This window comes from Limosilactobacillus agrestis (assembly GCF_014145585.1).
Lineage (GTDB): Bacteria > Bacillota > Bacilli > Lactobacillales > Lactobacillaceae > Limosilactobacillus > Limosilactobacillus agrestis.
The window spans coordinates 1-18,015 of sequence record NZ_JACIVF010000072.1; the positions used below are offsets into that span (position 1 = coordinate 1).

Below are 18,015 nucleotides of genomic sequence, written 5' to 3' on the forward strand. Positions count from 1 at the left end.
TCAATTGGTATCTCTGAATCCATTCTGCGATACGTCGCCCACTAATTTGATATTTCTTACTTAAATCATTAGTACTTTGTGAAGTCGAAAGGTATTCTTGAACAATTTGGGTTTTCAGTTCTGTTTTATATTTGGTCATATAAAAAAGTGCCTCACAATCATTAGATTTCTTGTCTAACAATTGTAGGGCACTTCAGAGAGTTCCTGCTATTTATTCTTCTCCCACTAAAGTTCCCACCTTGGGTAGATTTGCCAATACGCGGTCTTTATGGGGAGAAACCTTATACAGTGCATCCGTTAAATCATAACCGGCTTGATATCCATGATGAAGCCCATTTTTCCAAGCAGGACTATGAGTCACATCGTAAACGATTCCATCGATTGCAATATATGCAGCTGCTCCATTCTGGCCATTATATTTACGCAACTCATCTCTGGTAAATGTTTGATTTGCCATCCAACCTACTCCTTAATCAGCTAATTTCCCCACAACTGTTAACTTTTTTAGAATTTCATCTTTTTCTTTTGAACGGCCAAAAACGACTTCCATCAACTTTTTTATGCTGATTCCTTTTTTAGAAGCATCTGTAATGTCATAAACTAGCCCATCGATTGCCATGTAATGTGGCCTTTCACCATCACCATTATACTTAGCTAATTCATCTCGTGTAAATGTCTTCTCAGCCATGAGTTGTTCCTCCTAAAGTTCATTATTATGTTAAATATAACACTATTATTTAATAAATAAACTAAAAACACTCCAATGACTAGAAACACAATGATTTAATTTTATAAATAATAAAAATTTCGACAAAGAATAGGCTAAGCTAGTTCTACGTTATCTTACTTTAACTTAAAATCACTACTCTGTTAGTATTTTCTTCATAATTAATCCAATACCATATCCAAGTGCGGAATATTATCTTCAAGATAAATATCTGAAACTGGCTTAAATCCAAACGATGCGTAAAATTCTTTAAGGTATGCTTGGGCTTGGATCTGAATTGCCTTATTTGGGAAAAGACGCTTAGTTTCATCGATTGTCGCCCGAACTAGCTGGCGTCCATATTTATGTCCACGAAATTGCTTTAAAACTAATACGCGACCAAAAGTGGAATGAGTATCATCCTTAGCCATAATTCGCGTATAACCCACTAATTCACCTTGCTCGTCCTTTAACATTAAATGGTGAGCATAATAATCCTGTTCATCGATTTCTTGATAAGGACATTCTTGTTCAACCACAAATACTTTTATCCGTTCTTCTGCTAACCTACACCACTCTTGAGGTGTCATCTCATTTAATGTTTTTACTTCAACATTCATATTAAAACCTCCTAAAATAAAAGAGTACTAACCAACTTCTTCATGTCATTATGACAGGCCCTAGTAGAAGTTGGCTAGTACTCTTAATATCTTTAATCCGGGGACTAAAGACGAGTTATTATTACATTATTCACTATCAGTATACAATGAATTAATTTAGCTTGCAATTAAAGATTTAATACCATGCTGGTTTATCTCCGTCTGTATTAGGTTTATTCACACCAAAGTTTTTTCGTGCATATGGGGCCGGATCATCAATAATTTTCGCGACAAAATTACCAATCGACTTTCGTGATACCTCGGTACCTTTGAATGATTCCCCCTTTGCAGTCATTTCGTAATCAACTTCATCCTTATCTGTTAACCAAGCTGGACGAATGATCGTGTAATCAAGGGTTGAATTTTCAATTACATCAGCAGCGCTACGGTAAGTTCCCAAATAACTATCTTTTTGGCCACCACCTAACATCTCATTATTCCATTCACCAAATTTACCCGGAACTTCATCATAGATCCCAATCGATGAAATCCAGACTAACGGCTTTACAGCATATTTTTCCATCAAACTAACAATATTTTTAGCTTGTCGCGTAATTTCAGGATTTCGGAGATTAGCATAAACCGCGTCTGCTCGTTCAATCGCTGGCTCTAGATCAGCAATATTCAGGACATCCCCTTTAATAACTGTTTCGCGATTTTCATCGATAATCTTCATATTTTGTGGATGCCGGGTAAATAATAATAATTCATCATTACCATTTGCTAATAAGGCATCAATTGCGTATCCAGCAATTTTCCCCGTCGCTCCCAGAATCAAAATTTCCTTTGTCATCACTTTTACCTCCTCATAAATTCTACTTTTAGTATACAATTCCCTACATCAATTAAAAGTAAGCACTTACAAGCAAGGCAGTTACATCCAAGTAAGATATAATTGATCGCCAAGCAGTTAGCAAAATTTTATTTTTTAGTATATTTTTTGCCCCATTGGTTAATTGACCTAATTATTGGTACCAAACTTTTTCCTACTTCCGTCAATGTGTACTCAGTCTTAGGGGGCACTGTCGAATAAACATGCTTTTGAATAATGCTTGCTTCCTCTAAATCTTTTAGTTGAAGAGCCAACATTCTCTTGGAACAATCAGGGATTAATTTTTGCAGCTCTGAAAAACGACAAGGCTCATATTTACTAATTTGATATATAATTACGCTTTTCCACTTTCCGTTTATTAATTTAAACGTATTTTCAATTGGACAATCTTTTTCAGCCATTTTTTCTCCTTTCTCTGGTGAAATATAATTCACTTCTTGTATATTTTTATATTCGGGTTACTATTAGTAAGTAAATAAATGTACGGGAGTGATTATTATGAATTCACAATTTAATAGTTTAACTGCAACTCGTCGTTCAATCTATGCGCTTGGTGATAATCTTTCACAAACACCTGAAGAAATTTTTGATTTGGTTAAGCAAACAATCAAAAACTCACCAACTGCATTCAATAGTCAAACAGTACGAGCAGTCGTATTATTTGGCAAGTCATCAGATAAAGTATGGGAAATCGTTGAAGATGCTTTACGTAAAATTGCTAAGAGTCCAGATGCTTTTGAAAAAACAAAGGCAAAGATTGACAGTTTCAAAGCTGGTTATGGAACGATCCTCTACTTTACTGATACTGCAATTGTGCACCAATTAGAGAATGATTATCCATCATATGCAGCTAATTTTGCAAACTGGGCTGAACAAGGCCTCGGTGGTGCTCAACAAGCTGTTTGGACAGCACTCGCAGAACAAGGAATCGGCGCTAGTCTTCAACATTATAACCCATTGATTGATGATGACATTCATCAAACATTTAATCTTCCAGCCGATTGGCAATTGCGTGCTGAAATGCCATTTGGGTCAATTGAGGCACCAGCTGGAGAAAAGGCTCACCTTGATGAAGACGAGATGTTCAAATTAATCAAGTAAACTGATTTTTCTTCTCCCTCTTTAACGTTATATAATTATCATAAACGTCAAAGGAGGAATTTTAATGGAACGGCAACCTAGAATGTATAATACTGGAGCAGACTACGCTCTAGCAATCATCGGCGGTAAATGGAAGTCTGTTATTCTTTATCTCTTAGCTGATCATCCTCGACGGACAAGTGAACTAGTTAAGCAACTAGGTACCTCGTATAAAGTCTTGAGTGACCAACTTCGTGAAATGTCAGATGCCGGCCTCGTTATCCGTAAAAGTTTCAATACAATCCCTCCCCACGTTGAATATCGCTTAACTCCTGAGGGTGAAAATCTTTATGCTGCCCTTCGTTATTTAAATTACTGGGGTGAAAACAGAGCAAAACAAACTGGTGACGCTAAAATCATGTGTACTGACGAAATGAAACAGGCCGGCGATGATGGTTTGTGTGTTATCACTAAAAAACATCTTAATCATTGGAAACAGGAAATTGTAAAAAGCAAGAACAAAGATATTTCTATCTAAGTTCTTGCTTTTTGGTATTCTTCAATCTAAAAAGCAACGCCATTATAAATATAATCATGTAACCCGCAAGAATAAGATGGGTACTCATGATAATTGAAAAGCTTTGGGCACTTGTTTTTCCCACTGAAAAAGCGCCAAAAATTCTATTCATTCCCGTTGGTCCAGCGAAAATAAATAAGCTTCCCCACATTACTAATTGGGAAATTATCCCCGCAAGTGATGCATAGTAATAATTGACAATCGAAGAAATACTATAATTATGGGTTACTTCCTCATAGTCGTCAATTGCTATTTTACGTTCTGCACCGGCAAAACTACGGATAATAAATACGCCAATAAAATATGTTGGTAGCCAGAATGTTAAAAGAATTCCAAATATTATCATTACTAGATTAATTTGGTAATCCTTAAAACGCAACAAGCGATTTATTTGCTTTACCAGTATCCCGCCAAAGACGAAAGCAAATAAGTAAGCAACAATTGTCCAAGAATACATCCTTGTGCCATACAAGATGCCAATAAAAACGGTACTATATAAGGTCCAATACTGACCACAAACTCCATAAAGCATTATTCGTTGTCGTAAATGATTTGGATAATGAAGTAATCGGCGATGGTTTAAAAGTAAGGCAAGGATCATTGTAATGAGAAAAATCAATAAAAGAGCGGTTCCCCATTCAAGTGGTTTCCCAAAGCCCAAACTTCTCCCCAATCGTAACAGTAACATTGCGCCAAGTAAAATTAATGCTAGTAAGTAATTAGACCAATGTAAACGAACTGGTAGCGGACGAATTGCGTGGGGTGTTTTCCAAATCGATCCCATTGCGCCAAAAGTAACAATCAACATTAAAGTAAAACTAATTACTGGCTTCTTTACCCACACAATTATTCCAACACCGATCAAAACTATAACAACTTGAAAGATCGGTTTAAGATGGTCCTGTTTAGGTAATAGTCCTTGTTTTATTAATCGTTTACGCTGACTTATTGCGGTTGGAAATAGTTGGGAAGCAATTCCTGCACCTACACCCGACAAATCCCAGAAGATCGGTTGAAATCCACCAAACATCCCTAAAAAGTAACCAATAATTCCACTATAAAGACCAATCCAGGCAAGACGCTGATAATCGTATTCTAAATCGCGACAAAATAATAAAATCGTATGCCGAAAAGCATAAAAAATAGCGAAGGGTAAAGCACCAACAAAGATATCAGATTGTTCTTTAGTAAGAGAAATATACAGCAAAAAAGGCATTAAATTTAATAATAAACTACAGACACCAGTCAACTTTTCTAATTTTTTCATTTTCATTGCCTCTAATGCTGGTCAATTGCACTATTCAGTTTCTTTCGGTTTACTAGAAAAGTAATAATAACTAGCGGGACAATAAATAGCATTACGGGGTAAAAATATTTCACAGGTAACGTGCTATCAATAATCCCCCCAATAATTGGACCGAGCGTCATTCCAATATCAAGGCCGAGAAAGAATGTCGAACTCGCTAAACCGCGCTCATTATCTGGAGCTAACATCATTGCTGTTGATTGACAGACGGAATAAATAATCCCATAGCCAAATGCCATTCCAGCAGCTGCCAATGCCATTTCGATATTATTTTTCATAACACTTAACATAATAAGATAAAAGATTGTTGCAACCGTGCTTAAAATTAACCATGGTTCAAAACGAACAGTATCAAATTGAGTTCGTAAGAATAGCCGGCTAAGTAAAAGAACGACAGCATAGATCAAGAAATAAGCACCGACAGCAATCGGTAAGTGACGTTGTTCAGCATATTCAACAATATCTGCCTGCGTTGCAAAATATGGGATCGCAAATAAAGCGGTTAAAAGGGCAACTGGAATAGCGTCCCGCTGAATGATTTTAATATGGAAACCTCTTTGTTTTACAGAGTGTGCTGCTGGTTGAGCGCGGTTACTGACAAACTGAATTGTGACAACAACCAGTAAAGCCGATAATGCAGAAATTACCATTGCGGCTCGATAACCAATAACTCGATACAAATTAATTGAGACAGCGGGGGCACACGCCATTGCCAAAGCATTCATCAGTCCATAAAAGCTCATTGCTTCGCCAACATGATTAAATGGCACTAAATATGATAGCCACGTTGTCATGCAAACTGTACATAATACAAATCCCAACCCGTTAATCAAACGACATATTAACAGGAATGTGCTATTAGGCGTTAATACATAACCTGCAACCCCAATAAAGCACAATATGCCACCCCAAAAAGCTAAGGAATACTTTGAAAACCGGTCAGTCATATTACCAGCAATTGGTCGCAAAAACATTGAAACAATACTCATCATTCCAACGATTATACCTGCAAAAGCACTTGATGCGCCTAAATCTTGAGCATAACCGTTAATCAATGGGTTACAGTACATATTACTAAACATAAAAAAGAATGAGGCCGCCATTACAAGTACAACATCTTTTGTAAAAATCGATTTTTCCTTCGCCATCAATTTTCCTGCTTTCTTTGTATGATTTTAATTAAATTCTAACTACTATCATACAACTATTTGGGGAAGTTAAATGATTTCCCAGGAAATAAATAAAGAGATTGGGTTTTGTTTCCCAACCTCTCCGTGTGTACTTCACTATTTATATTTTACTGCAAAGAATCCCAAGCTGGTAGAGTAACGGGTTCACTGTCAGCTACTTTCTTTACTCGATCGCTAAGGTATTTCTTATTAATTACAGCTTCATAAGTATACTCTTCAAACCAATCTTGGGTCATTACAAAGTATCCATTATCGCCATTATCTTTGCCCCAACTATTTTCAATCTTCCATCGTGTAGGTTGATCATTTACCATGTCAAAGCCTGTTAATGTCATTGCATGAGAAACGACGGCTTGCTTAGTTTCCAAACGATGCTTCTTATCCATTACAAAGTCAACATCAAGTAATTCCTCTCGATGATATAATTTTGCATCCATCAAGCCCCGCTTACGGTCCATTTGTTGGAGAACATCATTCCCAACCCACACCGTTTCGCCAGCTTGTAATTGTTTGATAGCTCCCTTTTGCAATTCTTCAAAAGGAACATTAACAAATTTAATTGGCAAGCCACCAACCACACTATCCTGAGCTGGCATTAAATAGCTTCGGTCCATTTCGTGATCAGGTGCATTAGTAACTACAACATAGTCACTTAAATTTGTATCAAAGTATTCATGATAGAACTTTAATGGTGTTAACCCAAGAACTTGATGGAACTTCTTATCATCATCCCGATATTCAAGATCAAATTTTACAGGTGGTTCACCAAATGAGTAAGCCGCAATCTTATAAACGTCGCCCATCATTCGCTCTTGTGCTTCCTGTAATTCCACTGCACTTGCATTAGTTTGTACCATTGCCCGTAATTCAATTGCATCTTTACGCATTAGGCTATCAAATACTTCAGCAACATCTGAAGTATCCTTAGTATTATGCGTATCAGGCATTACATATTCAGGAACAACACCATATTTCTCAATAATAGAAGCAGCATTAGCCCATTGCCCACCATCATTTAATGCAAAACTAAGGTAGAAATCAACGGTTCGATCATGCAAAGGCTTATCAGCAGTTGCAATAATCTTTTGGAAAAACATATTTGCCCGTTCAATTCGATCCCAGAAAAACAGATAATTTTGTGACAATTCAAAGTCCTTGAACTTATATTTTGTTGCAAACTTATGCCGTAGGGTGTTTAAAGCTGCAAAAGACCAGCAACGTCCACTATGACGCTGGTTGGTTGGCTTTCCCGTCTTAATTTCATAAGAAAATGCTCGATGAAGTCGTTCACTTGCCGTTGGATCTTCACTCGCAGCTTTAATCCCATTTTTTTGAATTGCCCGAGCAATAATTTCCGCATCTTTACGTGAATGAAATTCTTTCTTTAATTTTTCAACCATTTTTGAGGTTAAATCGTGTTCTTCAGTCACAATAAATCCCTTCTTTACCTAAAATTCTAAAATGATTTATACACTATTAATGATACCGCATTTTAGGCAAAATTATTTAATTAAAGCTTTGACATTTCAAATCACTGCTAATCCTTTACTGCTTATAAAAAGTAAGCTAAAATCATATCTAGTAAGTCTTTTTTAATTATAAATTGTAGAAACTGCGTTAAAATTTCCTCTAGGAGGTCGATTAGTTATGAAGAAAGTATTTGTTGTCGGCGGCTCAGGCCGTGTTGCTACTGACTTAATTAAAGATTTAGTTGCTACCGGTAATGAAGTTACTGCTGGTGCTCGCCATTCGGAAAAAATTATTAAGTTAAACCACGTTACTGCTGTTGAATTTAACCTACATGATAGCGTTGAAAAACTCGCTAAATTGATGAACGGCATGGATGCAGTTTACTTTGTTGCCGGATCACGTGGTAAAGATTTACTGCAAACTGATGCTATGGGTGCAGTTAAAACAATGCAAGCTGCCGAAAAAGATGGGATTAAACGCTACATCATGTTAAGTTCTCTCTATGCTTTACAACCTAAAAGATGGTCAAAAATTCCATCATTAGCTTCAATCATGGACTACAATGTTGCCAAGTTCTTTGCCGATAATTATCTTATCTCAAATACAAAGCTTGACTACACTATCCTTCAACCCGCTACCTTAACTGAAGAACCCGGTACCGGTAAAATTCAAATTGGTGAAGGTTCTGCAACCTCTAATCCGATTCCAGACGTTGCCCAGACTTTGGCCGATATTTTACAACATGATAATACAATCGGTCATGTTATCATGATGCGGAGTGGAGATACGCCGATTGAAGAAGCGCTAGATAAAATTTAATTTTTTACAGGTTGTTGGCCAGTCTAAAATAACATAAGATTGGTCTACAACTTTTTTCTATTCTAAAATCAGGTAATAGTTTAGCTAATTCTTTTCATCAGCCGTATAATAAACATTAAAAACAAATTAAGAAGGGAATCTTTTACATGGCAAAACTCGAACGCTTTTATAATACTTTCCAACCTGACCATTATGATGTTTTTATCGATATTAATCGTGCAGAGAAAACAATTAATGGAAAAACAACTATCACTGGTAACGCAACTGATCCGCAAATTGCAATTAACCAAAAGAACTTGCAGATCACTAGCGTTCAAGCAGACGGTCAAGAATTAGACTTTAAGATTGATAATGACGCTGAGGCAGTTCGGATTACCCTTCCTCAAACAGGTAAAGTAACTTTTACTGTAACTTATAATACTAAGTTAACTGATTCAATGATGGGAATTTATCCATCGTACTATGAGGTAAATGGAGAAAAAAAGCAAATTATCGGGACCCAATTTGAAACAACTTTCGCGCGGCAAGCTTTCCCCTGTGTCGATGAACCAGAGGCCAAAGCTACTTTCAGTCTAGCAATCAAATTTGATGAACATCCTGGTGAAACTATTATTGCTAACATGCCAGAAGATCATGTTGAAAATGGTATTCACTACTTTGAACCAACTGTGCGGATGTCAACTTACCTTGTTGCCTTTGCCTTTGGAGAACTTCAAAGTAAAATTACTGAGACAAAGGGTGGCGTTAAAGTAGGTGTATTCGCAACGAAAGCGCACCAACCCAAGGAACTTGATTTTGCATTAGACATCGCTAAGCGGGCAATCGACTTTTACGAGGATTTCTATCAAACTCCTTACCCGCTCCCACATTCATGGCAGTTAGCTTTACCTGATTTCTCTGCCGGTGCAATGGAAAACTGGGGGTTAGTGACCTACCGGGAAGCCTACTTATTACTTGATCCAGACAATACTTCCCTTGAAATGAAACAATTAGTTGCAACTGTTATTACGCACGAACTAGCTCACCAGTGGTTTGGGGACCTTGTCACAATGAAGTGGTGGGATGATTTATGGCTCAATGAAAGTTTTGCTAATATGATGGAATATGTTGCCGTTGATGCCCTCCAACCTGATTGGCACATTTGGGAACTCTTCCAAACTTCAGAAGCCCCAATGGCATTACAACGGGATGCAACTGATGGTGTTCAATCCGTTCATGTTAATGTTAATAATCCAGCTGAAATTGATGCCCTATTCGATGGTGCAATTGTTTACGCTAAAGGATCACGAATGTTAGTAATGGTCCGGGCTCTGTTAGGTGACGAAGCGTTACGAGAAGGTCTTAAGAATTATTTTGCTGCTCATAAATACGGTAATGCAACCGGAGCTGACTTATGGAAAGCTCTTGGCGACGCATCGGGGCTTAATATTGGAAAGATCATGAATTCATGGCTTGAACAACCAGGTTATCCTGTTGTAACAGCAAAAATTAATGCTGATGGCGACTTAGTATTGTCACAAAAGCAATTCTTTATTGGTGACGGTAAAGATGTTGACCGTCAATGGCAAATTCCACTCAATAGTAACTATGATGAAGCTCCCCAAATTATGGCTGAACAAAAACTCAATCTTGGAAATTATCAAGCATTGCGTAATAAGAATAGTCAACCATTCCGCTTAAATCTTGGTAATAATTCACACTTCATCGTAAAATATGACGAACCGTTGCTCAACGATATTTTAGATCACGCTGATGAATTAGACCCGATTACCCAACGTCAACTTCTTCAGGATCTACGGTTACTTGCCCAAGGACAACAAGTATCCTATGCATCATTGATTCCATTATTAAAGCAATTTAAAGATAGTACTTCTGCAATTGTTAACGCCGAACTATACCAAATTGCTAATAGTCTTAAAATGTTTGCTAAGCCTGATTCCCCTGCTGAGCAAGAACTACGACAATTCTTTGATTTATTAAGTAAAGACCAGGTAAAGCGGCTTGGGTGGTTGCCTAAAGCTGGTGAAAGCAATGATGATCAACTAACGCGTCCTTATATTCTTAGCGCTTCACTATTTGCACGTAATAATGATGCAATTACGCAAGCTCATCAAATCTTCATCGAAAATCAAGATAAACTAGAGTCCCTTTCGGCAGATATTCGTGGGTTAGTTCTCAAAAATGAAGTCCAGAATTTTGGAAATACTGAATTATTCGATAAATTGATAAAAGCTTACCAACAAACAGCCGATGCAAGCTTTAAACAAGACTTACGAATGGCAATACCAAATACTACCGATCCAGCATTAATCGCAAAAGTTGTTGGTTACTTTGAAAATGCTGATGTTATCAAACCACAAGACTTACGAGCATGGTATCGTGGCCTCCTTGCCAATAAAGCCGGCCAACAGGCTGCCTGGAATTGGCTTCGTGATGATTGGCAATGGTTAAATGATACTGTTGGTGGCGATATGGAATTTGCTACCTTCATCACAGTAACAGCCGGTGTTTTCCATACTCCTGAACGGCTGAGTGAATTCAAAGATTTCTTTGAACCTAAACTTAATACACCAGGCTTAACCCGGGAAATTAAAATGGATATCAGCGTAATTGAAAGCAAGGTTAATTTAATTAATAAAGAACAAGTAGCCGTTAACAAGGCAATTGCTCAACAATCATAATTTAAGTTGCTCGTCTTTAATTTACAATCTTTACTTCTAATTATGCTCATTAACAAATAATCTAATTCCGGGAAATTAAAACATGGTAAAAATAAAATCACATGTTTGAACTTGATTAATAAAGACATTTAGAATATATTACTACTGTTGGGGTAGGGATCTCAGAGTTATTGTCTAACGGAACGGAATGTGAACGTTAGAAGGAGGCTAATAACTAGCTGCTTTGTTATTCCGCATTCACCATAAACGGAAACGTCAATGTGTTCCCTAACAAAAATTTTAAAAGGGAGTGGATTGATATGTCTTCGTTATCGTTTACTGGACCACGCTTTACTACAAAGAATTTGACTCTAGCTGCTATGTTAATCGCACTGCAGGTAATCTTAAATAAACTTTCAATTGGTGATCCAGCGGTCTTAAAGTTTAGTTTTGGTTTTATTGCCACTGCGCTTATTGGCTATTGTCTTGGGCCATGGATTGGTGGATGGTCAATGGTCGTATCTGATATCATAAGTAATACTATTTTAAATTCAGGAAGCTTGTTCTTTCCCGGCTTTACCCTCTCAGCGTTTATCTCTGGTGTAATTGCTGGAATGTTCCTATACCAGCAACAGATAAGCTGGCAACGAATTTTAATATATGAATTTTTCCAAATTTTACTTACCAATATTATTGGAACTACCTTATGGCTCTACCTTATGAGCCTAAGTTCTAGTAGTAGTAATCACACCTTCATGGCTCTTCTCTTTATTCGTTTGCCAAAAGAGTTGATTACTTGGCCCATTGAATCCTTGGTTGTCCTAGCTATTCTTCGTCAATTATCACGATTAAATTTAATTCCTAAAAATTATGATTAGAAAAATGAAAACAACTGATATCAAAAAAGTCATGGATATTTGGTTAAATACTAATTTAGATGCTCATCCATTTATCTCTGCTAAATTTTGGTACCAAAATTTACCTAACGTTTAAAATGCAATTCAGCACGCAGACGTTTATTGTTCTGTAACTGATAATGGCAATATCCAAGGTTTTATCGGCCTTCAAGAAAATTATATTGCTGGTTTATTTATCGCTAAAGAGTATCAATCACAACATATCGGTACCACTTTACTTAATGTCGCCAAAAAGAAATATCACTGTCTTGTTTTAGATGTATATTTAGAAAACCAACGGGCTGTTAAATTCTATCAGCATAATGGTTTCCACATTACTAAACATGATAATTTAGAAGCCGAAATGACATGGATAAATAAAATCCTTTAAAAAGTATTGCATTTTAAAAGAATTAGGTTAAAATACAATTAACAAAATAAAAAAGCGATGAGAAAGAAGAGTAATTAGTTGTATTCGTTCAGTGAACTGGTGATAGTGAGAAACCAGTCGACCCTACGCTAGTGAATAACACTTTCGCGAGTGCTGCCAACCCAAATAAGTTTACTTAAAGTAGGCTTGGTCGGATCCGGACCGTTACCTCACCGGCAGAGCATGATGTGCTCTTGAGGAGGCCTAGTTTTATACTAGACAATTTGGGTGGTACCGCGGAAAAAAGCCTTTCGTCCCTTGATTATAAGGGGAACGAAGGGCTTTTTTAATTCATTCCTAAATCTATTATTTAAGGAGTGTCTATTATGGACTTAACTATTCCAAAAGATTACGATCCACGTCTTTCAATTAGAGAAACTGAAGCTGCCATTCGTTATATTCGTGAAACTTTCCAAGACGAATTTGGGAAAGAACTAAACCTTCAACGGATGTCCGCACCAATGTTTGTTGAAAAGAGCACCGGATTGAATGATAACTTAAACGGTGTTGAACAACCAGTCTCGTTTGAAATGAAAGATATGCCAAGGGAAACTGTTGAAATTGTCCATTCCCTTGCTAAATGGAAACGTCTTGCTCTTAAGCGGTATGGCTTCAAAATGCACGAAGGACTTTACACTAACATGAACGCTATTCGTAAAGAAGAAGACCTCGACAACTTCCACTCAATTTATGTTGACCAATGGGATTGGGAAAAAATCATTAGTAAAGATGAACGAACAGAAGAAACCTTAAAGGATACCGTTCGTGATATTTTTAAAGTGATTAAGCATATGGAACATGAAGTTTGGTATAAGTTCCCGCAAGCGGTTTATCATTTACCAGATGAAATTCATTTTGTTACAACGCAAGAACTTGAAGATCGGTGGCCAGACCTCACTCCGCTTGAACGGGAAGATAAGATTGCTAAAGAACTTGGTGCTGTTTTTGTAATGAAGATCGGTGACAAGTTGCAACGCAGTGGTAAGCCTCACGACGGACGAGCACCGGATTACGATGACTGGAGCTTAAACGGTGATATTATTTTCTGGTATGAACCTCTTCAACGCCGGATTGAAATTTCAAGTATGGGCATTCGGGTTAGTCCAGAATCAATGAAATACCAACTTGAACAAGCCGGTGCTACCGATCGGAAAAAATTACCATTCCATAAAATGTTGCTCAATGGCGAATTACCATATACAATTGGTGGAGGAATTGGTCAATCGCGCCTCTGTATGCTCCTTCTTGGTAAAGCTCATATTGGAGAAGTACAGGCAAGTATTTGGCCAGAAGATATGATTAAGAAGTGTGAAGAAAACCACATTCAAATTCTATAATTTAAGGGAGAGTATAAAAGTGGAAACTATTACAATTAGTGAAGCACCAAAACATGTTGGGGAAACAGTTAAAATTGGTGTTTGGTTAACTGATAAACGTTCAAGCGGTAAGATTGCATTCTTGCAACTCCGGGATGGAACTGGATTTTTCCAAGGAATCATCCGTAAAAATGATGTTCCTGAAGAAAAATTTGATGCTGCTAAACATGATTTACACCAAGAAACTAGTTTTTGGGTAACTGGTGAGATTGCTGAAGACAAGCGTTCAAAGTTTGGTTATGAAATTCACATCAAAGACTTTGATATTGTCGGCAAAAGTGAAGACTACCCTATTGGAAACAAAGAGCATGGAATTGATTTCTTACTTGACAACCGTCATTTATGGTTACGTTCTCGCAAGCCATGGGCATTAATGCGTATTCGTAGTCGTGTTAAGCTTGCGACAATGGAATTTTTCGAAAAGCATGGATTTACTCAATTTGATGCTCCTGAATTAACTGGAAGTGCTCCTGAAGGGACTACCGAATTATTTGAAACTGATTACTTCGATCGTTCTGCCTACCTTTCACAATCTGGTCAATTATATGCAGAAGCTGGTGCCATGGCATTAGGTCGAGTTTACACAATGGGTCCTACTTTCCGTGCTGAAAAATCAAAGACCCGTCGTCACTTAATGGAATTCTGGATGATCGAACCAGAAATGGCTTGGATGCACCAAGATGAAAGTCTTAAGATTCAAGAGCAATACATTGCTTACCTAGTCCAAGATTTAATTGACCACTGTGCACGCGAACTTGAAATGGTAGGTCGTAGTGTAGAAAGCTTAAAGCCATTTACTGAATTACCATATCCACGGATCACCTATAAAGAAGCAATTGAAATGCTTCAAAAAGGTGGCTTTGATGTAGAATACGGTGCTGACTTTGGTTCACCAGAAGAAACCTACTTGGCGGATCAATTCCAAAAGCCTGTATTTATCTTGAACTATCCTAAAGAAATCAAGGCCTTCTACATGCCTGAAGACCCTGAGGATTCTCGCCAAGTCATCTGTGCGGACTTGCTTGCTCCAGAAGGCTATGGTGAAATCATTGGTGGTTCTGAACGTTCTTACGATTACGAATACATCACAAACAAGCTTGAAGAAAACGGCTTAAGTAAAGAAGATTACGGTTGGTATGACGATTTACGGAAGTACGGTTCAATTCCGCACTCTGGATTTGGAATGGGACTTGAACGATTCCTTGCTTGGATTACTCTGCAAGATCACATTCGTGAAAACATCCCATTCCCACGGATGCTTAACCGTTTGAACCCTTAATAATGAAAAAGATGAGACTAAAATTCTAGGTCTCATCTTTTTAGTTTTGGAAATTTACGCAATTTTCCCAACTTTAATTTTCCTATATTATAAATTAACAATGTTTAATTCAGAAGAAAGGACTTTTTTGGCCTCATGGCGGAAGATTTAAGAGTACAACGAACTAAAAGAGCAATTAAAACAGCTTTTGTAAAATTAGTAAACGAAAAGGGCTTTGCTAACGTTACAATTAAGGGAATCGCTGAAAAAGCAATTATTAATCGTCAAACCTTTTATAACTACTATCAAGATAAATACGATTTAGCTGAGCAACTAAATGATGAACTATTAGCAATATTTAAGGGTATCATTTGTCACCGAATTCAAAGTCTTCAGAATGAAGATCATTCACTTCCTCTTTTAAGTGACTTTTATAAGAGCAAAGATTTTGCAGAAATTTTAGCCGCTCGCGAAGCAATTCTCGCTCTCCTATCAATTCAATATGACCAAAATAGTTTTAAAAATCGCCTACAAGAACTATTTATTACCATTATTCAAGATCAGCTTCCTATCAACTTTACTAATCTTGATATTTCAATTATTGGAAATTTCTATATTGACATGATTAGTTTTATCGCTAAAAATAATGTCCAACCTACTGAACAAGATTTAGCCGAACTACGAAAACTTATTAGTTTAATTATTCAATAATTAAAAATCTGTCAGCTAATGTGACAGATTTTTTTATATTGTCGCTTAAACGACATTCTACGATTTATTAACGATTGTTCTTATATTAAACCGCCTTAAAATAGACAATGTAAAGAAGTTAGGGAACAGCAATCATTAATATAAGTTATAATCGTTCCTAATTTCTTAGGATTCATTAAAGGAGGCAGTTATTATGTTTCAAACTTTCTTTTGGATTTTAGCTATTTGGTTTATTGTTAATGTTATTTGGATGTGGTTCCAGCTTAACAACCAATCATTACAAAAAACTTTTGCCTGGATTAACGTTGCGGCCATTATAATTGGCTTTTGGGTATACTACGGCGTCACTCATGATGCAGGTGGCATAACTCCATGGTTCTTAACGATAAACTGGGTTAACGTGGTCATTGCTTGCATCCAATTCTACTTTGGTTATCGGCAAAACAACTAAAAAAATCCAGATCAATAAAATTCAGAAACCAAATGCAAAATCGATTATAATTTCGTAAGCATTAAATAGACGTCAACCATCCAGATCTCCCTGATGATTGACGTCTATTTGTACTACAAAGCTATACAATTTAGCATTGCTTAAATTAATTATTCTTCATTAAAATATGTTGTTCCTTTCCCCAATAAAATCCTTGTTGAAGGATAATCGGATTTCCAGCAAATTTTTTAGCTAATTGCCGATTTGAGATTCCTTCAATAACAAAGGTAAGGTGATGTTTTTTCGCAAAAGTTAGCCATGCATTAACAAAGCTAATCATCATTTCATAATCCTCATCCTTAATAAAGAAGCGAGGCTGGTTAAAACCAACTTCGCTTCTTTATTTTAGAAACATATTCGTATTAACAATAATTTTGCGCCTAATTATTTGCGATAAAATCCAATAGTCGATACATAACTCGCTTATTTTCAGTCGGAACGCCATGTTGAATAATTTCTCTTCCATTTTGGTGAAGATCATTATGGTCTAATGGATATCGATTATCATTTACAGCAATCTCGCGAACATTATCTGCTGTCGGCTCAAAGTGGAATTGAAGTCCGATTACATTACCGTTCATAACAAAGCCTTGGTTTTTAACTAAGTCGCTACTAAATAATAAGTCAGCTTGAGCTGGAACTTCAAACATCTCTTCGTGCCAATGTAATGCAGTTAATTTTGGAGGAATATCAGAAATAATATCGCTTTTTAGATACACCGGTGCCCAACCAACTTCTTTATGTGGTGCCTTTTTGACGGTATAACCGAGTGTCTTCGCAATCTGCTGGGCCCCATAACACGCACCAAAAATTGGCTTATGAGCATCCAATAGTTGCTGAATTAAAGCTCGTTCTTGCTTAATCCACAGTAGATCGTCATTCGGGCTCATGGGACCGCCAAGAATAATCAACAGATCGGTCTCGTCAGCAGTCGGCAAATTACCAAACTGATATGGATGATAAATATACATCTCATGTCCACGATCCTGTGACCATTCTTGAATTGTTCCTGGTCCTTCATTTGGCGTATGTTGCAAAACATTGATTCTCATCGAATATCCTTTCCGTCGACGGCAATGTTGTGCTAGGTATCGCCTGCAAGTACCTAAGATATTACTGTTATAACATCAAATCATCGGCCTAACAATAGTTTTTATTCCCAGTATTCTTCATACTTTCGTGATGCCCCAGTTGCAGCATCAACATCTGCTTCACTGTTATCTTCACGGCTAAAAATAAAAATTGGCTCTTCAGTCCCTTGCGGATAATCAACAGTAACAACTAGTCCGGAAAAGAACCAAGCATCCGTAAAGTTAACATGGTAATTGATACCATCTTTTTCTATGACGATTGTTGCCTCATCGAGCGTCGATTCAGGTTCATATCCCTGCTTAGGACCATGTTTAACATTGTGTGGTTGAATTGTTTTACCATAAAATTTTATTCCATCACCGCTAGTAAGGTTAAATTTTTGTTGGAACCACTTGCTAGCAGGATCAGTAATAATTAATTGCATTTCAATCACTCCTTGGATGTTAATAATTGTTCTAATTAT

At 36.9% G+C, this 18,015-nt stretch carries 21 protein-coding genes, 1 riboswitch and 1 other annotated feature; of the genes, 10 read left to right on the plus strand and 11 right to left on the minus strand.

The annotated features are described in order from the left end of the window. Positions 1 to 211: 211 nt before the first annotated feature. From H5R88_RS08825 to H5R88_RS08845, 5 genes are all read right to left on the minus strand, one after another. Positions 212 to 457 (minus strand): cytochrome b5 domain-containing protein, encoded by a 246-nt coding sequence (locus H5R88_RS08825; RefSeq protein WP_182578518.1) that lies wholly within the window; start codon positions 455 to 457, stop codon positions 212 to 214. Between the two features lie 12 nt (positions 458 to 469). Then, positions 470 to 688 (minus strand): cytochrome b5-like heme/steroid binding domain-containing protein, encoded by a 219-nt coding sequence (locus H5R88_RS08830; RefSeq protein ID WP_182600821.1) that lies wholly within the window; start codon positions 686 to 688, stop codon positions 470 to 472. 200 nt (positions 689 to 888) lie between these two features. Then, positions 889 to 1,326, minus strand: a complete 438-nt coding sequence (locus H5R88_RS08835) for a GNAT family N-acetyltransferase (RefSeq protein WP_182600822.1) — start codon at positions 1,324 to 1,326, stop codon at positions 889 to 891. A 175-nt stretch (positions 1,327 to 1,501) separates the two neighbouring features. Next, complete coding sequence (locus tag H5R88_RS08840) at positions 1,502 to 2,158, minus strand: NAD(P)H-binding protein (protein WP_182600823.1); 657 nt, start codon at positions 2,156 to 2,158, stop codon at positions 1,502 to 1,504. A 128-nt stretch (positions 2,159 to 2,286) separates the two neighbouring features. Next, positions 2,287 to 2,598, minus strand: a complete 312-nt coding sequence (locus H5R88_RS08845) for a winged helix-turn-helix transcriptional regulator (RefSeq protein ID WP_182600824.1) — start codon at positions 2,596 to 2,598, stop codon at positions 2,287 to 2,289. Between the two features lie 97 nt (positions 2,599 to 2,695). Here H5R88_RS08845 and H5R88_RS08850 point away from each other — a divergent pair, with 97 nt between their 5' ends. Further along, positions 2,696 to 3,298 carry a nitroreductase family protein gene (locus tag H5R88_RS08850; protein ID WP_182600825.1) on the plus strand — a complete coding sequence of 201 codons (603 nt, stop codon included), beginning with the start codon at positions 2,696 to 2,698 and terminating at the stop codon, positions 3,296 to 3,298. A 64-nt stretch (positions 3,299 to 3,362) separates the two neighbouring features. Next, the gene (locus tag H5R88_RS08855) at positions 3,363 to 3,815 is read left to right on the plus strand and encodes a winged helix-turn-helix transcriptional regulator (RefSeq protein WP_182578512.1); all 453 of its coding nucleotides are present in this window, start codon (positions 3,363 to 3,365) and stop codon (positions 3,813 to 3,815) included. On the opposite strand, the gene H5R88_RS08860 is transcribed toward H5R88_RS08855, so the two are convergent. The 3 genes from H5R88_RS08860 to H5R88_RS08870 all read right to left on the minus strand — a co-directional run bounded on the left by H5R88_RS08860 (position 3,808) and on the right by H5R88_RS08870 (position 7,780). Beyond that, positions 3,808 to 5,121 carry a hypothetical protein gene (locus H5R88_RS08860; RefSeq protein ID WP_182600826.1) on the minus strand — a complete coding sequence of 438 codons (1,314 nt, stop codon included), beginning with the start codon at positions 5,119 to 5,121 and terminating at the stop codon, positions 3,808 to 3,810. The genes H5R88_RS08855 and H5R88_RS08860 overlap by 8 nt on opposite strands. 11 nt (positions 5,122 to 5,132) lie before the next feature. Then, positions 5,133 to 6,308 (minus strand): MFS transporter, encoded by a 1,176-nt coding sequence (locus H5R88_RS08865; RefSeq protein WP_182600827.1) that lies wholly within the window; start codon positions 6,306 to 6,308, stop codon positions 5,133 to 5,135. Positions 6,309 to 6,457: 149 nt separating this feature from the next. Beyond that, positions 6,458 to 7,780: a C1 family peptidase gene (locus H5R88_RS08870; RefSeq protein ID WP_182600828.1), complete on the minus strand. Its 1,323-nt coding sequence runs from the start codon at positions 7,778 to 7,780 to the stop codon at positions 6,458 to 6,460. Between the two features lie 217 nt (positions 7,781 to 7,997). On the opposite strand from H5R88_RS08870, the gene H5R88_RS08875 reads away from it, so the two are divergent. From H5R88_RS08875 to H5R88_RS08910, 8 genes are all read left to right on the plus strand, one after another. After that, positions 7,998 to 8,639, plus strand: coding sequence for an SDR family oxidoreductase (locus H5R88_RS08875; protein WP_182600829.1), 642 nt, complete (start codon positions 7,998 to 8,000; stop codon positions 8,637 to 8,639). Positions 8,640 to 8,785: 146 nt separating this feature from the next. Beyond that, positions 8,786 to 11,320 carry a M1 family metallopeptidase gene (locus tag H5R88_RS08880; protein ID WP_182600830.1) on the plus strand — a complete coding sequence of 845 codons (2,535 nt, stop codon included), beginning with the start codon at positions 8,786 to 8,788 and terminating at the stop codon, positions 11,318 to 11,320. A 146-nt stretch (positions 11,321 to 11,466) separates the two neighbouring features. Beyond that, positions 11,467 to 11,565, plus strand: a riboswitch (THF riboswitch). 54 nt (positions 11,566 to 11,619) lie between these two features. Beyond that, entirely contained in the window at positions 11,620 to 12,177 is a 558-nt protein-coding gene (locus tag H5R88_RS08885; RefSeq protein ID WP_182578506.1) for a folate family ECF transporter S component, read from the plus strand. A gap of 121 nt (positions 12,178 to 12,298) precedes the next feature. Further along, the gene (locus H5R88_RS08890) at positions 12,299 to 12,586 is read left to right on the plus strand and encodes a GNAT family N-acetyltransferase (RefSeq protein WP_308182945.1); all 288 of its coding nucleotides are present in this window, start codon (positions 12,299 to 12,301) and stop codon (positions 12,584 to 12,586) included. Positions 12,587 to 12,634: 48 nt separating this feature from the next. Then, positions 12,635 to 12,887, plus strand: a binding site (T-box leader). A 64-nt stretch (positions 12,888 to 12,951) separates the two neighbouring features. Continuing rightward, positions 12,952 to 13,962, plus strand: coding sequence for an aspartate--ammonia ligase (gene asnA, locus H5R88_RS08895; protein ID WP_182578504.1), 1,011 nt, complete (start codon positions 12,952 to 12,954; stop codon positions 13,960 to 13,962). A 19-nt stretch (positions 13,963 to 13,981) separates the two neighbouring features. Next, positions 13,982 to 15,280 (plus strand): asparagine--tRNA ligase, encoded by a 1,299-nt coding sequence (asnS, locus tag H5R88_RS08900; protein WP_182600831.1) that lies wholly within the window; start codon positions 13,982 to 13,984, stop codon positions 15,278 to 15,280. A 135-nt stretch (positions 15,281 to 15,415) separates the two neighbouring features. Continuing rightward, positions 15,416 to 15,970, plus strand: coding sequence for a TetR/AcrR family transcriptional regulator (locus H5R88_RS08905; RefSeq protein WP_182578502.1), 555 nt, complete (start codon positions 15,416 to 15,418; stop codon positions 15,968 to 15,970). 193 nt (positions 15,971 to 16,163) lie between these two features. Beyond that, positions 16,164 to 16,421: a hypothetical protein gene (locus H5R88_RS08910; RefSeq protein ID WP_182578501.1), complete on the plus strand. Its 258-nt coding sequence runs from the start codon at positions 16,164 to 16,166 to the stop codon at positions 16,419 to 16,421. Between the two features lie 145 nt (positions 16,422 to 16,566). On the opposite strand, the gene H5R88_RS08915 is transcribed toward H5R88_RS08910, so the two are convergent. The 3 genes from H5R88_RS08915 to H5R88_RS08925 form a co-directional block, all read right to left on the minus strand. Continuing rightward, positions 16,567 to 16,743, minus strand: coding sequence for a hypothetical protein (locus H5R88_RS08915; RefSeq protein ID WP_182578500.1), 177 nt, complete (start codon positions 16,741 to 16,743; stop codon positions 16,567 to 16,569). 97 nt (positions 16,744 to 16,840) lie between these two features. After that, positions 16,841 to 17,512 carry a type 1 glutamine amidotransferase gene (locus H5R88_RS08920; RefSeq protein ID WP_182600832.1) on the minus strand — a complete coding sequence of 224 codons (672 nt, stop codon included), beginning with the start codon at positions 17,510 to 17,512 and terminating at the stop codon, positions 16,841 to 16,843. A 101-nt stretch (positions 17,513 to 17,613) separates the two neighbouring features. Continuing rightward, positions 17,614 to 17,976: a HesB/YadR/YfhF family protein gene (locus H5R88_RS08925; protein ID WP_094509232.1), complete on the minus strand. Its 363-nt coding sequence runs from the start codon at positions 17,974 to 17,976 to the stop codon at positions 17,614 to 17,616. Between the last annotated feature and the right edge of the window lie 39 nt (positions 17,977 to 18,015).

Excerpts from the sequence above, each read along its gene's own strand:
- H5R88_RS08825 (WP_182578518.1), bottom strand. The coding sequence starts at position 457 with ATGGCAAATCAAACATTTACCAGAGATGAGTTGCGTAAATATAATGGC.
- H5R88_RS08830 (WP_182600821.1), bottom strand. The coding sequence starts at position 688 with ATGGCTGAGAAGACATTTACACGAGATGAATTAGCTAAGTATAATGGT.
- H5R88_RS08835 (WP_182600822.1), bottom strand. The coding sequence starts at position 1,326 with ATGAATGTTGAAGTAAAAACATTAAATGAGATGACACCTCAAGAGTGG.
- H5R88_RS08840 (WP_182600823.1), bottom strand. The coding sequence starts at position 2,158 with ATGACAAAGGAAATTTTGATTCTGGGAGCGACGGGGAAAATTGCTGGA.
- H5R88_RS08845 (WP_182600824.1), bottom strand. The coding sequence starts at position 2,598 with ATGGCTGAAAAAGATTGTCCAATTGAAAATACGTTTAAATTAATAAAC.
- H5R88_RS08850 (WP_182600825.1), top strand. The coding sequence starts at position 2,696 with ATGAATTCACAATTTAATAGTTTAACTGCAACTCGTCGTTCAATCTAT.
- H5R88_RS08855 (WP_182578512.1), top strand. The coding sequence starts at position 3,363 with ATGGAACGGCAACCTAGAATGTATAATACTGGAGCAGACTACGCTCTA.
- H5R88_RS08860 (WP_182600826.1), bottom strand. The coding sequence starts at position 5,121 with ATGAAAAAATTAGAAAAGTTGACTGGTGTCTGTAGTTTATTATTAAAT.
- H5R88_RS08865 (WP_182600827.1), bottom strand. The coding sequence starts at position 6,308 with ATGGCGAAGGAAAAATCGATTTTTACAAAAGATGTTGTACTTGTAATG.
- H5R88_RS08875 (WP_182600829.1), top strand. The coding sequence starts at position 7,998 with ATGAAGAAAGTATTTGTTGTCGGCGGCTCAGGCCGTGTTGCTACTGAC.
- H5R88_RS08880 (WP_182600830.1), top strand. The coding sequence starts at position 8,786 with ATGGCAAAACTCGAACGCTTTTATAATACTTTCCAACCTGACCATTAT.
- H5R88_RS08885 (WP_182578506.1), top strand. The coding sequence starts at position 11,620 with ATGTCTTCGTTATCGTTTACTGGACCACGCTTTACTACAAAGAATTTG.
- asnA (WP_182578504.1), top strand. The coding sequence starts at position 12,952 with ATGGACTTAACTATTCCAAAAGATTACGATCCACGTCTTTCAATTAGA.
- H5R88_RS08905 (WP_182578502.1), top strand. The coding sequence starts at position 15,416 with ATGGCGGAAGATTTAAGAGTACAACGAACTAAAAGAGCAATTAAAACA.
- H5R88_RS08910 (WP_182578501.1), top strand. The coding sequence starts at position 16,164 with ATGTTTCAAACTTTCTTTTGGATTTTAGCTATTTGGTTTATTGTTAAT.
- H5R88_RS08915 (WP_182578500.1), bottom strand. The coding sequence starts at position 16,743 with ATGATGATTAGCTTTGTTAATGCATGGCTAACTTTTGCGAAAAAACAT.
- H5R88_RS08920 (WP_182600832.1), bottom strand. The coding sequence starts at position 17,512 with ATGAGAATCAATGTTTTGCAACATACGCCAAATGAAGGACCAGGAACA.
- H5R88_RS08925 (WP_094509232.1), bottom strand. The coding sequence starts at position 17,976 with ATGCAATTAATTATTACTGATCCTGCTAGCAAGTGGTTCCAACAAAAA.